The organism is Paenibacillus sp. FSL P2-0322, from assembly GCF_037975315.1.
GTDB classification, from domain to species: domain Bacteria; phylum Bacillota; class Bacilli; order Paenibacillales; family Paenibacillaceae; genus Paenibacillus; species Paenibacillus polymyxa_B.
The window spans coordinates 4363268-4377255 of sequence record NZ_CP150243.1 but is presented as its reverse complement, the minus strand read 5'-3'; the positions used below and the strand labels follow the sequence as shown (position 1 = coordinate 4377255).

Annotated in this window: 15 protein-coding genes; 5 read left to right on the top strand and 10 right to left on the bottom strand. The window is 36.3% G+C overall.

Annotated features, from left to right (window positions below; all coding sequences use genetic code 11):
- Positions 1 to 53: 53 nt before the first annotated feature.
- Positions 54 to 287 carry a restriction endonuclease gene (locus MKY24_RS19290; RefSeq protein WP_081326432.1) on the top strand — a complete coding sequence of 78 codons (234 nt, stop codon included), beginning with the start codon at positions 54 to 56 and terminating at the stop codon, positions 285 to 287.
- Between the two features lie 320 nt (positions 288 to 607).
- Here MKY24_RS19290 and MKY24_RS19285 read toward each other — a convergent pair whose 3' ends face one another.
- The 10 genes from MKY24_RS19285 to MKY24_RS19240 all read right to left on the bottom strand — a co-directional run bounded on the left by MKY24_RS19285 (position 608) and on the right by MKY24_RS19240 (position 8150).
- A complete protein-coding gene (locus tag MKY24_RS19285) occupies positions 608 to 967 on the bottom strand; it encodes a putative zinc-binding protein (RefSeq protein WP_076157497.1) in 360 nt (119 codons plus the stop codon).
- Between the two features lie 332 nt (positions 968 to 1299).
- Positions 1300 to 1704 carry an Imm7 family immunity protein gene (locus MKY24_RS19280; RefSeq protein WP_023989764.1) on the bottom strand — a complete coding sequence of 135 codons (405 nt, stop codon included), beginning with the start codon at positions 1702 to 1704 and terminating at the stop codon, positions 1300 to 1302.
- 56 nt (positions 1705 to 1760) lie between these two features.
- Positions 1761 to 1850 (bottom strand): hypothetical protein, encoded by a 90-nt coding sequence (locus tag MKY24_RS19275; protein ID WP_256703629.1) that lies wholly within the window; start codon positions 1848 to 1850, stop codon positions 1761 to 1763.
- A gap of 172 nt (positions 1851 to 2022) precedes the next feature.
- Entirely contained in the window at positions 2023 to 2355 is a 333-nt protein-coding gene (locus MKY24_RS19270; protein WP_076157494.1) for an Imm8 family immunity protein, read from the bottom strand.
- 216 nt (positions 2356 to 2571) lie between these two features.
- Positions 2572 to 3363, bottom strand: a complete 792-nt coding sequence (locus tag MKY24_RS19265; protein WP_076157491.1) for a hypothetical protein — start codon at positions 3361 to 3363, stop codon at positions 2572 to 2574.
- Positions 3364 to 3477: 114 nt separating this feature from the next.
- Positions 3478 to 3609, bottom strand: coding sequence for a hypothetical protein (locus MKY24_RS19260; protein ID WP_256703624.1), 132 nt, complete (start codon positions 3607 to 3609; stop codon positions 3478 to 3480).
- Positions 3610 to 3742: 133 nt separating this feature from the next.
- Positions 3743 to 4270, bottom strand: a complete 528-nt coding sequence (locus tag MKY24_RS19255) for a hypothetical protein (protein ID WP_076157488.1) — start codon at positions 4268 to 4270, stop codon at positions 3743 to 3745.
- Positions 4260 to 4421 (bottom strand): transposase, encoded by a 162-nt coding sequence (locus MKY24_RS19250; protein WP_143757854.1) that lies wholly within the window; start codon positions 4419 to 4421, stop codon positions 4260 to 4262. The genes MKY24_RS19255 and MKY24_RS19250 overlap by 11 nt, the downstream gene beginning before the upstream one ends.
- A 319-nt stretch (positions 4422 to 4740) precedes the next feature.
- The gene (locus tag MKY24_RS19245) at positions 4741 to 5286 is read right to left on the bottom strand and encodes a hypothetical protein (RefSeq protein WP_076157485.1); all 546 of its coding nucleotides are present in this window, start codon (positions 5284 to 5286) and stop codon (positions 4741 to 4743) included.
- A complete protein-coding gene (locus MKY24_RS19240) occupies positions 5286 to 8150 on the bottom strand; it encodes a contractile injection system protein, VgrG/Pvc8 family (protein WP_339200658.1) in 2865 nt (954 codons plus the stop codon). The genes MKY24_RS19245 and MKY24_RS19240 overlap by 1 nt, the downstream gene beginning before the upstream one ends.
- A gap of 792 nt (positions 8151 to 8942) precedes the next feature.
- Here MKY24_RS19240 and MKY24_RS19235 point away from each other — a divergent pair.
- Genes MKY24_RS19235 through MKY24_RS19220 form a run of 4 tightly spaced genes read left to right on the top strand, consistent with a single transcriptional unit; the run spans position 8943 to position 13900 of the window.
- Positions 8943 to 10181: an ABC-three component system protein gene (locus MKY24_RS19235; protein ID WP_339200657.1), complete on the top strand. Its 1239-nt coding sequence runs from the start codon at positions 8943 to 8945 to the stop codon at positions 10179 to 10181.
- Entirely contained in the window at positions 10178 to 10693 is a 516-nt protein-coding gene (locus MKY24_RS19230; protein WP_339200656.1) for an ABC-three component system middle component 4, read from the top strand. The genes MKY24_RS19235 and MKY24_RS19230 overlap by 4 nt, the downstream gene beginning before the upstream one ends.
- Before the next feature lie 2 nt (positions 10694 to 10695).
- Positions 10696 to 12678, top strand: a complete 1983-nt coding sequence (locus MKY24_RS19225; protein WP_339200655.1) for a hypothetical protein — start codon at positions 10696 to 10698, stop codon at positions 12676 to 12678.
- A gap of 28 nt (positions 12679 to 12706) precedes the next feature.
- Entirely contained in the window at positions 12707 to 13900 is a 1194-nt protein-coding gene (locus MKY24_RS19220; RefSeq protein WP_339200654.1) for a hypothetical protein, read from the top strand.
- Positions 13901 to 13988: the final 88 nt, after the last annotated feature.

Genomic DNA, 13988 nt, shown 5'->3' with positions numbered 1-13988 from the left:
GCTTAACTTCAATCAAGTATAATATAACATCTGTTGTCATATTGTGATATTCACTGATTTCATCATTACGTTTATTTTTAGGCTCTTCGCTATTATGCAAAGTAATTCTCAAAGGCAAAGAGAGCTATAAAATCGCCGTTCAGTGCAAATGCTGGAAACGTGATGTTGAGAATGGTATACTACTCCAACTCAAGGCTGGTAAGCAGGTACATAGTTGCTGTGTTGCTTGGATGGTAACGACGAGTAATTTTACAAGGCAGCAAGGAGCGGGGGAGCTTGTAATATAGGAGGGGGAACCTTAGTTATCTGAAAATAATTAAAAAAAGAGAATAAATGTATAGTACTTGTAAGAAAAGTGTTCGAAAACGATTTGCCAGATGTTGCAAATGAGCTACTTAAAAATTTAAAAAATGACTCTGGATTAAACTGGGAGTAAAAAAATACTGGTGCCCCTTAAAGATGCGATAGGAGCCACCAGTAAAAACTAATTTACTTATATTGTTAATAAGAGCCAACTATACTTTTACTGTATATTGTACCAACACCTCAAAGGAATAAAAAAATGGGTGAGCCATCTTTCGATACACACCTTAATTTTGACTAAGAATTATTGTCCAATTTGTTCTAAGATTTGTGTGTAAGCATTCCTATAATGATCGGGGTTAGGATCTTCTCCTATTATCTTGGGTACGTCGAAGTCAGACAGTAGGAAATGGTATTTGGGTTGAACCTCATGTCTTGCTAAGCAACTCTTGCAACAGGACAAGGGACAGCCGTCAATTGCAATGATGTCACGTCCCGATTTTGCTGTTCTGACAAGGGGTTTGACATCACCACCAACACCAGCTATGCAGGACATTTCAGCGACTTTTTCTCGATCCATTTGTATAGCGATCATGTTAGCGGTTTGTGCTGCGGAGGAACATCCAGAACAAGAATAGACAAGAGGTAAATCAGTTCTTTTCATCTTTGTACACTTCCTTGTTTTTTCTTTGTGATCGATCACAGTATCTTTGGTTTCAGCTGAAATAAATTTAAAATTGTTTGTATTTTAACTTAAATTTACAGTCTAAACCGTGATCGTGATCACGACAATATTTTGTAAAATCTATTATTGAGTTAACTGTGTGTATATAAATCAGCTAGATCTTTAGAAAAAAAGCTTATCCCTACTCATAGATTTAAGTTGGAATAAGCCTTTGAGCTTTTATCAATTTTTTGCTTTTTATGTTGCGTTTGTTGGTTGTAGTGATTAGTTTTACTGTCTGGGGGAAATCCATCGTTCTGTTTTAAAACATTTCAATCCTCATAGTCATCTTCTACTTTAGGTATGAATGGAGACAAGAAGGGGTCCGTATGTTCAGTCAGTGCACCTCGAATTAACGCATGAACCCTAAATTCATTAAATAATTTCATATCATCACTATCCCTTACATATAAAACTCCATACGATCCTGGGGCTAACTCCCCTACCTTTTTTAATACTTCTATTGGATTGTGTTTAGCAGCAGGTTTATGATTGTTAAGACCTGCTATCCAGAGTTGATAATCTCCATTTACAGCTCTTAAATCGAGAACACCAGAAGACCAATCCAATTCATTCAAAAAGTTTTGTATATCTTCAATAATTAACGATAATTTTTCATCATCATCTTCAAATGAGGAACTTTCTCTGATGGTTACCCACCCGTGATACTCAAACATTTCTACTCATCCTCTTATGGTATTAGGGGCTTAGTATCAATAATTATTTCTACACCCTATCTTTCGGCATATTCTTTAAGTTGTTTTAACACTCTGTCATCGGGCTTACCTTCAAAGTGAAAATATGCTTTTCTGTTCGGTTCAATTGCTGCTTCGATCGTAGCCTTCGCTTGTTTTTTAAATTGCTTATCTAAACTGCTTATCTAAACTGTTCAACGGTGGTTTAGTCTGAGCAATATACTGGTCGCTTACCGAACCAAACTCACGTCCCCTAAAGTAGATGCTAAATATAAATCTGGCTTCTAGGGATATTGTTAATTATTCATCCATCTCCCAGCGAAAATATGCAGATAGGTTTTTGTATGCCTTATTAATATCATTATCTGCGCATTTATTAATGATACGATTTAATGTGGCTTTAAGTGTATTTTCATTAAAGTCCTTTGCTATAAAATGACCATGACCGATAATAATATCACCTTGATCTGTCATTCTATCTAACCTTTTAGGACTTACTAGTTCAAATGAAAACATGTCTGATGCTCCATTTATTTCACTGGGTCCGATATCTATACTATAAGTAATATAGAAGTCGTCTATATCTTCACCCCAATCGTCATACATCTTTGTTAAAGCCTTTATTATAAGCATTTAATTATCCTCCTATTCTTCAATATCAATATGAACGTTACTTATCTGTTTTGGTGCCCGTACTTAACCAGCGCTGTATTCTTCGAACATTTACTCTTGCAAGTCAAACGCGTTCAGATGGGGAGGGATCTTAAGTCATTGTTTTTGGGGAAAGATAGGGGCGTGTTCTATACAAAACGAAACAACTCTCGCAGTGACTTCTTTGGCGCTATGTTTTTATTTTGGTAGAGTGTAAATAACATCAAATGGGTTCTTATCTTCAAAAAAATCGGTGTAGAGCTTTGCAATTTCGTTTAAATTCAAATCTTTATTATATCGCAATAATCCCCCTAATTTCACCAATACGTCAGCTTCTTTTGAGGTTACTATTTTCTTTTGTACTATATTTTCTGTATTTTTTGGAGTTACCCACGCCCAATCATTCACAGCTGCTTCAGTAAATGGATATCCAAAAGATAACGAACTGACATGAGCGTATTCAGAACACAGAGGATGAACAATTAATAAAAAGGCTGCAATTATTCCTGAACGATATCTTATCCTTTGTGCTTTTTGAACCTCTTGGGCAAATGTTTCTAGGTAATGAGGGATTTCTCCCCAATTAGAACGTCCCATTGAAACTAGTATTTCAACGGCAAATTCATTATTTAATTTATTGGCCAATTGTAAGAATATCTGATTGTTTGTAGAGCCGGAGGCGGTAAATGCACCTAGACATCTTGCCGCCTCATGAACGTTAGTCGCACCTTCTGATATAAGTTTCACATATTCGTCCAGTATCGTATCGTCGTTAACGAATTCTGGAGATTCCACAATTGTTTCGATTAAAAGTGCCTTTGTACTCTGTTCTTTAACCAGAGGAATCATACTAACAAGTTGAGCAAAGTAGTCAGCTACTAATTCTTCTAAATTACAATCATTTTTTAATAACTTCAGAGCAGCTACTATAACACGATCATCTTCATCTAAAGTAGGGTATGTTATTAGCTGTATAATTTTTTTAACCACATATTTCTTCCTCTCAGGCTTAGATTAAAAGTCATCTTAATTTTTAAATTTATTCTTTTGGTCGGCTAATGATAGGGAGGGATGAAAAATTATTTTTTTGTGTGGAAAAAAGGCTCATTCCTCCTCATCGTTTTCACCATCTGTAGTTAAATAGCTGCCGTCATTGGGAATCTCTCGTCTTTCACCCTTTACCTTCAACCCTTTATCCTCTAATCTCATCAGCTTGTTCATATCACCAGACGGCATTAGGGCAAAGAGGAAAGCAAAAAAACAAGTCAATCATGGTAGTATCTGACCATAATCGACCCGTTCGACGTAATGAAAAACGTTATTTAAGATATTCTGATTTCACTTTTATCATGCAATTAACAGAAAAAAGTTACCTTCGATATCCGCTATCTTTAAAAAAGTCTTCTTCTAAATAAGGATAATTCAGTAGTTCTAGATTTTCTTTAGTGATATACCTGGTTTGATATTCATCTAGATTATTATTGATAAATAAACACCCTTTAATTCTTTTTAATAGTGGGTATGAGGAATCATCTTCAACAACCAAATCTTGATCGTTTAATCGCAATAGTTTTCCAATAACTTCGAGTAGCTTTAACCATCCAATGTCAAAAGTACGCGATACAAATTGAATACTAATAAGAACATTTGTATCTACGCCGTGATCTTCGAGGTTCATTTCTCGAAAACGTTCTAAATAGTCATCCTCGTCATCTAAATTAATGCTTATAGAAAAATAAGTGCAACTAATACTCACCTGTCGAGCATCAGACCAATCTTTTACTTCTACTTCATATAAATTTATTTCCATTACTAACACTTCACATATCATATTGTAAAGCAATTTTCCCAAGGCTTCCCTAGACAAATTAGAGCCAATAGATAACCTATAATCCATTTTTACTCAAACCTCCAGTACGCTCTAGTCTAGAGTCAATGCGGTGAGGCCATATTCCTCTCACCAAATCTGCTCTGGGCTTCGCATTCTCGTATAATTGCACTATTTGTTTCTTGAACTCTGCTGTAAACGTACGTTGTTGCTTCGGCATTGTAGGATCCGCTCCTTAGGATGATAGGTTTATTCTATAATCCCTCATTTTTATTGTCCAACTAAGTGTAGCCAATCCATATGCAACTCTATCCCTCATTGAAATATGTTTGAATGTTTTCTACCTATATCTGATTTGACTTTATTTTCGTCTTCTTTTGATTTTGAGTATACAAAAAAAGCTTATCCCTACTCATAGATTCAAGTCGGAATAAGCCTTTGACAGTTTATTTTATGTTTTTTAGTGTTTGGTTTGTTAGTTGCATTGTACGAATGATTTTACTGCGGATAACTTATATAGAATCTCATATTTTTGTCGGTTATAGATAACTACTGACAATTCTCTCAATTTTATTAACATCACTACTGTCAGGCTCAGTTATCAGTAATCCTAAAATTATCTCTGTAACTTTAGAAAATGTCATTTTGCTTGATCCCACTTCACTGTGAGCTCCTAAATAAAATTCCAAATCACCACTAGGGAATTGAGATATCTCTTGAATCACTTTTTTTGCGGAAATGATGATTTCTTCAGCATACTCCCAAGGTATCCCGACAAAAACTCTATCCGATTTCTTTGCAATATGATCATCTAATGGCTCATCTTCATCCATCCCAACATGTACGCAAATATTTACCTTATTTCCGTTTTTTGGAGTAAATCTAACACCTAAAAACGCGTAATTACTCATATCACGACGAGAAAGTAAAAGTTCAAGAGCGAGTTGAGAAGGTTTAATATCATTATTTTGTTGTAATTGAATAGAAGTTGATATTTTATCAATAACCTTATATTCTAATTCAGGGAGATCTTTTATCCAAATTCTACCTCTACGATTCTGTCCTAAATTATTTAATGTAATCATTATTCTAACCCCCAAAACTTTCTCCAGTTTTTATTAAAAATTTTTGGCATTGATTCAATAACATCAGGGTGATACACACTGAACCGTGAGACATCATATTTTTGAAGTGCCATCTCATGAGCTGTGTCATAATCAATCCCTTTTTTCATCATAGTTGATTCGGAAACCTCATGCATGTAAAAACTCGCATCTGCACCTGATATTTTCTTTTTATTAGCTAGTGCATCTTCAAGCCTCTTGATCATAGCCGTATTTTCAGGAAATTCTTCAAAATTCGACGAAAGATGTTTTTTCACAATGTTTAATCCTTTTTCGGATACATTAAGTTCTTTTCCCTCTAACCTACCTAATCCTTGACCTGATGTACCGTTATGTGATGAGTTATAAGCCCCAGTTTTACGTGAAACTGCTGGTGGTTCAATAGGTTTAGAAGGCGCAGGTTTTACGACTCCTGGTTCTTCAACGATAGATACTGGAGCTTTAATTGATTTAGAAGGTATCTTTATATTCCTACCAAATTTAGCACCGTATAAACTTCCAACCATTTGAAATTCAGAAAATACGCTACTGATTATAATTGCATTTGCTTGCCATTCTGGTATTTCTTCGCCTGTCCAATAGTTCTTTCCTTCTTTAGCTGCTTTAATCTGTTCTACGAAAATATCCACATTTTCTGGTTCGTGATGTAATTTGATTTCTCCATTTTTGATAGCTTCGTTATAGGCAAGAGTGGCTTGGGCTGCTTTCTGATCGGTAACTCCATTTTTACTGAGGACCCACATAGTACCCATAAATTTTTTATCATACTCATCAAAATTATAGGATACTTTGGCTTTTTCAGCTGCCATGTAGCTGTCATAATTGGCTCTCCAGCGTTGTCTCAGATCTACAGGAATCTGCTGATACGCATGAACCATGGCATTAGACTCTTTCAGCAGGTTTTGAACCAGTTCCAGTGGGCCACCGGAATGCGCTATATGACGCGCACTCGTAAACACTTTCCCCAAAATCCACTTGCTATAGTAGGCTTGTCTCGCTTGATCATGCTCATATTTATTAATCAATCCTTGGAGTGCTAGACCAGCCAAGTGTTTCAGCGGATGAGTACCGTTCCCCTTACCGCCTCCAATTGTAGGAGTTCCTTTGCTCCGAACGGGGATCATTGCGGTTGCTTTCAGAATGACACCCACCGCAGGCCCACCTAAAGCTCCCGCAACAACACCAGCCACTTTTCCCATCACTGGAATGGAGCCTAATAGCTTGGACACCGTACCCAACAAAGAGTTGGCTTGTTGAAGTGCAGCCGGACTTGTTACTTTGGCGGTAGGAGTGCTGCTTGATGAAGTCTTAGCTGCTGATGGAGCTTGCGCCGCCTCATATGCTTTGATGCTCATGAGTGGCGGCTCAGGCACAGGGGGGAGGTCGGCTACGAAAACAGGGGCTTTCACCGTACCTTCCTGATAAATCACCGGAGCCTTGGTATCCGTCTCACCATCCAATACCATGCTGCTGGCTCCGCCTTTTAGATACAGCGCTGTTCCAGCTTCGAGTGAAAGTTCCTGCCCAGCATCGAGCTTCACGTGACCACCTTGAATCTGCACATTCCCCGGACTGTCGATGGTAATTCCGCTACCTTCATGTAGTGTAATGGAGAATTCACCGGAGGTGGATAGAGTCAGCTCATGCTCAGACATTTCTACGCCGCTACCTTGTACATGTTGCCATACCTTCACATTCGGCTGTCCATTGGTGTGGCGTTGTTGTCGCAGTGAATCCGTGACATAGGCATCTTGTTCGCGGTGGGTAGGCAGATATAACTCCACCTGTTCTCCTACTTCAGGCATATCGTACCAGCCGCTATGTTCTTCAGCGACATAACGGGTGGCTACGGGAAACCAGCAGGCTTTAGCAGGATCTTGCTTCGGGTCAATGTCCAGTTGAAGCTGTACGAAATCCTGTTGTACCTTGAGAACCGTTCCTGTCAACGAAATTCCGGTGGCCTGATCGTTTTCATACCGAGCATAGCGGATATCCTGTTCGGCTTGAAGATCATAACGGGTACGTAGCAAGCCATCTGTTAGTGTGGTCACGGCTCGAACCACGACCAGTTCTTTGCCTTGTCCAATGGGTAACGTGATGAGGTCGCCCAGCGCATAGTATTGTAGGCTTTCGATCATATAGGTGACATACGAGCCAGCACGTTCGCCTGGCTTTTCCGCATCCAACTCATGAAACGTTTTTCGTACTCGATAAAATACATCTCGCTCCACCTTATGCTGCTTGCCTTCGGGCATCCCGAAGAAAACCTTGGGCGAGGCTGCGGTTACCTCTGGCACAAGTACGGAACCAAAGCGAGAAGCGAGACGTTTTAAAAACGCCCAATCCGTCTCCTCATATTGTAAAACAAATGTCTCCAGTTTGGCATGGTTGCTTACCGTATCAATGGCATCTCCGTACTGATATTTTCGAACCAGCGCAGTGACCAGATCATCATAGGTGCGGTGAATATCTTGATAGGAGCGCCTTTTACGCTTAATATCCATCTGGTGCGAATGGGAAGCGGCCTCCAGTTCAAACGTATACACGCCTCGCACGCAATGTACGGACATGCGCGTAACAATCCCATGGAACAGCCTTCTCAACGATTGTCCCTGATCATCCAACTGACGGATCACAATGGGCTCTTGCTCCATATCCTGTCCGATGCATACAGCTCCTTGTTCTTCGGAGAGCATGCCACTGATATGTAAAAAGGCATGATCATTAATGGTGCGTGTTATTTGAAGTTGTTCGATGTGTAGTGGCTGAAAGGGACCATAAAAGCGTAGGCTTTCATATCCGATCCCATCTGATAATACGCTCAAGTGAGTTCATAACTCCTTTCTAGATGCGATGGGTATTTCCAAGTGAAGCACGTCATTTTGCAATTGCTTCTGATTATAGAAGCAGCAGATGGGTGTATCTGTCAGTCAAGATAGATATGTATTACAAGGTTTGTACGTTATAAAGGGACGAGAGGTGATATTTAATAAACAACCCAGCATATGTATTTATCGGTTAAAAGAGAGGCTTAGTTTACAGAATGACCCATTCATTGGGGGATTTTTAATGTGTATTTTTGGAATTAGAAGGTATGGGAGAGAAGTGTAGCGTAGAAAAAAAGCTTATGGTAGGAGTAAGGATGAGCATGTCTTTCCATCGTCTCGACATATGTGAAGTGCTTGGTAATAATATTACAAGGAATATAACAAGGTGAGATGCTTTTATGCACAAGGAACGGATATCGCTTCGTAACAAGCAAATACCTAAAATCTCTAAAGAATGCGCATAATTATTTATGGCATTTTTTGTGTCTCTAGTTTAAATGAATAACAGCTTATGTGCTTACTTTCTCGTATATTTAAAAAACCTTCTTAATTCTATATAAGGAATAATTAATACGAATATAATTATAATTTTTTTATAAATTGCACCTGTTTAATGGATATAATATGTGGTTGTAAAATTGCCGAATTTAGAGTTATTCGTATTACATTTGGAGGAAAATATAATTCGACAACAGATTTCGACTACTTTCGACATAGGTCTAAAGATATAATGGTATAGGACTTAAATACTGGTATGAATCAGTGCTACGCAGATAGGTGAGGGTTGAAATGAATACAATTGAGTTTGTATCAAAAAACAACAGAAAAAATTTAGTTTTGTTTATACATGGATTTACTGGGAGTAAGGAAACATGGGTTAATGAAAATGGACAAGAATTTCCAAAAATGCTTCTTGAGGAAGAGGAAATCTATGAACAATTTGATATTGCTTATATTACTTATTATACCAAATTAATTGATCTATATGGTATCAAGTCAAAAACAAAAAAATTAATGCGAATGTTTAATTTTAATACTGGAACTGCAAGTAGAAATGTTGGTATTGGACAATTGGGTGAATTCATTCAAGCAGTTATTCAGTATCAATGCGAGTCTTATGAGAATATTATTATTATCGCACATAGTATGGGTGGGTTAGTAGCAAAGTCTTATATATTGAGTGAGTTACAGCAACGTCCTACTACTCCTCAAGTAAAATTGTTTATTTCATTGGCGGTTCCTCATATTGGATCAGAATGGGCTACTTTAGGTGAAAAGCTTTTTCGAAATAAACAAGCAGTTGATCTCAACCCTTTAAGCCCGTTGTTGTCACAAAGTAATAGGGCATGGATTGAGAGCTCAAACACCCCTAAAACAGTATGCTTTTACGGTCAATATGATGATGTAGTATCAAAAGAGAGTGCTGTATTGTTACAAGTTGAAAAACCGGAAAGAGTGCCTTGTGATGAGGATCATAATACAATTACTAGACCAATTAACAAGGAAAGGCTTGTATATGTTGCTGTAAAATCAATATTACAAAAATTTTCCAAAGAAGCATCGGAAAAAACGGTATTAACGGTTCAGGAATTTGTAGATCAAGGCCAAATGGATGACGAAATTTTTGTAATTCGTTTATTAATTGCCGATGTTCATAATATTCACGTGAATAGTGCTAAACAAACTTTTTTCAATGCAGAATACATGAGGAAAGTCCTTATGAATCAGGGGGATCATGCAATAAAGGTTTTGACAGAGTTATATGTGAAAATTGAATTCTTTTATTCTGTTGCTTTTGGAAAGCTAATGATTAATGAACTAAAGGACAGTAATCACTTGGTCACCTATGTTCATGATGAAATTATGAAAGAACCAGAATCGCTCAAATGTGCTATTCCTTTGTTAAGTAGTTTTCATAAAACAGGTATGTTACATCAACTAATGAATAAATTAGAGAAGGATTTGTGGTGGGCACAAGGCCATGATATTCAAACAATTGAAGAGTTTAGAAAGGCACGAGGAAAATGACAACATTACCTTTTATTATTCCTGAAAATGAATATAATGTAAGATTTGCGAGGTTGTTGATTTTAATAAAGGAACTGGCTTATACAAAGAGAGGTAAGTTGGTTATGAGCCTCGATCGTTTAGCTATGTACGATCATCTGTTGAGGAATCCTGTGTTACTTAAGGGAGTATTGGATGCAGAAGGGCAGGGTAGATTAATGGAATTAAGATATGAAGAGCGAGATTCTATTGAATCCTTGTATCCAAACCGAGCCTCCTTATATGACTCTAATAGCATTAAAAGAATCACGTACTCGCTATTTTATCTAGGATATATTTCAGCTAGACATGACAAAGAAGGACGTATTTATTATTTTACAACCCCTAACGGAGATCAATTTGCTGAAGAACTTGAGTCTTCATATTTCAATCGAACTCGAACTCTGAGTAAAGTCTTGGTCTCACTCCAAAAATTGTCTAATGCTCAATTGAAAAAGCTTATAAAATCAATTAATTATGGGGTGCTTTTCTAAATATGAAAACTAATCTTTCTCCTAAAATGATCATTAATAAACTTATCTTGATTGGTAGAGATAAGAACTATATAGTTCCTTTTTCATCGGGCTTAAATATAATTTTTGGTGATTCAGATACCGGTAAGTCAAGTATTCTGAATCTAATTGATTATTTGCTAGGTGCTAGTGAAGTCAATATGTATGATGAAATTGAAATGCATGGACAGTATGCTTTACTTGAAATCAATTTGAATGATCAAGTGTATACCATTAAGAGAGACATATTTGATTCAAATGCGTATATTGAAATTTTCAAAGCCCCAGTAGATCAAATTAATCAAGTGTTTCCAAAGGAATATGGACCGCATTCCAGGAAAGAAGGACCTTCTGGATACTTATCAGAATTTTTATTAGAATCACTTAACATCCCACGGGTCAAATTGAAACAAGCACCTTCAAAAGTTGATTCCAAAATGTCTACTTTAAGTTTTCGTGACATCTTCAAATTCTGCTATATGGATCAAGATGAGGTAGGCAATAAGGATATATTGGATCAGAAGAACCATTCTGTATTTGTTAAAAACAAAGAGACATTTAAGTTTCTTCATCATTTGTTAGACGATAAAATTACACTCTTGCAAGAGGAAATTGGTGAGAAAAATCGTGCGAAGCAATCCATTATCCAGCAATTCACAATAGTTTCTTCCTTTCTAAGAGAAGCGCGCTTAGAATCAATGGAATCGTTAGAGGATAAATTCACTCAGTTAAAAGAAGCATTACAAACTGTAGACTTGGAAATTTTGGATATTACCCAAAGTATGAAAGCTAACAGTGAGCAAGATGAAGAGATTAGAAAGTTAGTTATTGATAAACAAGGTCAGCAAGATAACTTATCCATGAGTAGAATGTATAAAGAAACACAAATGGATCAAAATCTAAGACTGAAAAAGGATTACCTTCAAGATATAGATAAATTAACAGCTTCTCTTGAAGTTATTCGTAAAATGCCTAAGAATGAATCCCATCATATAAATTGCCCAATATGCGATAGTGAGTTAAAAGCTGCTAAATTTAATGAAATATTTAGTCATTATGATTCAACATCCATTGAGCAAGAAATCAAAAGCTTAAAAAATCGGGCTAAGGAACTGACTGCCTTAATTGAGCAAGATCGGGAAGAAATTTTAAAGTTAATTTCTGAAGCAGATACTGTTCAAGATGAAATTCGCAGAGCTAAAGAGTTATTAGATATAAAAACGCAAGACTTTGTCTCACCTTTTATCGCGCAAAGAGATATACTTCTCAGAAGAAGAGGGGAGATAACTGAGGAAATCAAACGGGTCGAATATTTAAAAAAACTTCGAAATCAAGTCAACGACCTCACGAAAAGGTCAGACCAATTAGCAAATCAAATTGAAGAACTAAATAGTCAATTGGAGATTCTTGCGGCAAGCGCTCCTTCTGTAGATGGTGTTCTGGGAGGAATAGGAGATATATTAAACGATTTTCTTAGAAAAATCCCGATACGAAATGCTTATGGAATCAGTATTAGTAAGAATACATTCCTTCCTGTCGTTAGAGACAAGGATTACTCAAAACTAACATCAGGTGGTCTTAGAACATTGGTTTCAGTTGGTTATTTGATTAGTATTTTGAGAAATAGTCTAGGGAGCCAAACTAATTTTCCAAGCCTTGTTATGATTGATACAGTGGGTAAATATATAGGGAAGACTAAACCAAAGTATTTGTCATTAACTAATCAAGCTGAGGATCGTGCTGAGGGTCTAAGCGATCCTCTTAAGTATAAAAATATTTATGATTACTTAATCTCAATGTGTGAAGACTTGCTTAGTAAGCATGATTTTCAGATTATTGTTGTGGACAATGACTTGCCTGAAAATATGGAAGAGCAATTGGAAGACAACGTGGTTAAAAAATTTAGTGCGGTGCCAAGAGAAGGTTACGAAATTGGATTTATAGATAATGCAACTCAGAGAGCTTAGAATATAAAAGAGCATAATCGAGGTGTCTATGGCTGAGAAATTGTTAATAGCTAAGTATAAAGATTTGATTATTCATTTATCTGATTATCAAAAATCTATTCATCATGATAATATTTATTGTCCTTTTTGCGATCCTCCTTTGAAAGTCACTTATAATGTAAAAGGATTTTTTATGGCTTGGAGAAATATGGGCGGTCATCATTGCGGGAGGGCTTTGGCTCAATATTTTGATGCTGATTGGGAAGGTAAAAAGTATGTTGAATGGAATGGAAGCGTAGGGGAGCACAAAAAAGTTGTTATCGATATTGAAGCGCTGACCAGAGTAAATCCTCCTAAAGAGAGGATTTCGAAAAACAGTCCTAAAGCAATTTTAAACGAAGGTACCTATAACTCCTCAAAAGAAAAGGTATTTAGAGATGTTATTCGAAGTATTTATCAAATGAAAAAAATGATTGAAGCTAACAGTATGCAGTCACTAAGTAAGTTAGAGTTTTCATTTCGGTTAAGTAGTCAGGAAATACTGAGTATTGATGAACTTGTTTTTCCATGTCATGGTATTCACAAAGTACCTCATGGAAAGAGACGTTTTATCATATTTAAAGTAAACAAAGTAGTAACTTCGGGAGATAAAGCATTTATAAACTCTTATATAATAGATGGTTATGAGGTTACAGCAATTTTAAGATATCCAACAGCAAACATAAAGAATTTATTGGAATTTGAAGATAAATATGTAATTGCATATGGTGTTGTTAAGCCTGCTAAAAATAAACCTAAAAAAAAGTTTTTAGAACTTAATCACGATTTCCATATGGAGATATTATCCGAATCTTGTGGTAAAGATTTTTTTGCAAATTGTCGATTGGAAAAATTCACTCTAACTGCACAAACTTTGGTGACTACTAAGGAAATAAATTTAATAAAAGAGATAGATCATCCAAAACCTTTAAATGATATTCTTCTCATATCAGAGGAAAAAGAAACTCAGCAACCTCAATTAAATTATGAAGATATGGACAAAATAAAGTTTAATATAAGTACTAGTCATCAACAAAAAGATGACCGAAATTTAGAAACTGCACACGCTAATAACGGGGTGAAGCGTATCTCTAATATTTTAAAAGATTCAAAATCAATTATTGATCCACATCTAAAACAGGAAAGTTATGTTGAAAATAAAATAGGAAGGATTAGAAATTTTTTAAAGAAACTCGGTTTTTAAGGAAGCTACTAGCAATTCTTAAAGAAAGGTTGAGGGATAGTTTTCCTTTATAATTGAAGAGGCATTTTTATCGATTAAAATTGACTTA

What these genes read in the sequence shown, in the direction of transcription:
- MKY24_RS19285 (WP_076157497.1), bottom strand. Translation starts at nt 967, where the DNA reads ATGAAAAGAACTGATTTACCTCTTGTCTATTCTTGTTCTGGATGTTCC.
- MKY24_RS19280 (WP_023989764.1), bottom strand. Translation starts at nt 1,704, where the DNA reads ATGTTTGAGTATCACGGGTGGGTAACCATCAGAGAAAGTTCCTCATTT.
- MKY24_RS19270 (WP_076157494.1), bottom strand. Translation starts at nt 2,355, where the DNA reads ATGCTTATAATAAAGGCTTTAACAAAGATGTATGACGATTGGGGTGAA.
- MKY24_RS19260 (WP_256703624.1), bottom strand. Translation starts at nt 3,609, where the DNA reads ATGCCGTCTGGTGATATGAACAAGCTGATGAGATTAGAGGATAAAGGG.
- MKY24_RS19255 (WP_076157488.1), bottom strand. Translation starts at nt 4,270, where the DNA reads ATGGATTATAGGTTATCTATTGGCTCTAATTTGTCTAGGGAAGCCTTG.
- MKY24_RS19250 (WP_143757854.1), bottom strand. Translation starts at nt 4,421, where the DNA reads ATGCCGAAGCAACAACGTACGTTTACAGCAGAGTTCAAGAAACAAATA.
- MKY24_RS19245 (WP_076157485.1), bottom strand. Translation starts at nt 5,286, where the DNA reads ATGATTACATTAAATAATTTAGGACAGAATCGTAGAGGTAGAATTTGG.
- MKY24_RS19235 (WP_339200657.1), top strand. Translation starts at nt 8,943, where the DNA reads ATGAATACAATTGAGTTTGTATCAAAAAACAACAGAAAAAATTTAGTT.
- MKY24_RS19230 (WP_339200656.1), top strand. Translation starts at nt 10,178, where the DNA reads ATGACAACATTACCTTTTATTATTCCTGAAAATGAATATAATGTAAGA.
- MKY24_RS19225 (WP_339200655.1), top strand. Translation starts at nt 10,696, where the DNA reads ATGAAAACTAATCTTTCTCCTAAAATGATCATTAATAAACTTATCTTG.
- MKY24_RS19220 (WP_339200654.1), top strand. Translation starts at nt 12,707, where the DNA reads ATGGCTGAGAAATTGTTAATAGCTAAGTATAAAGATTTGATTATTCAT.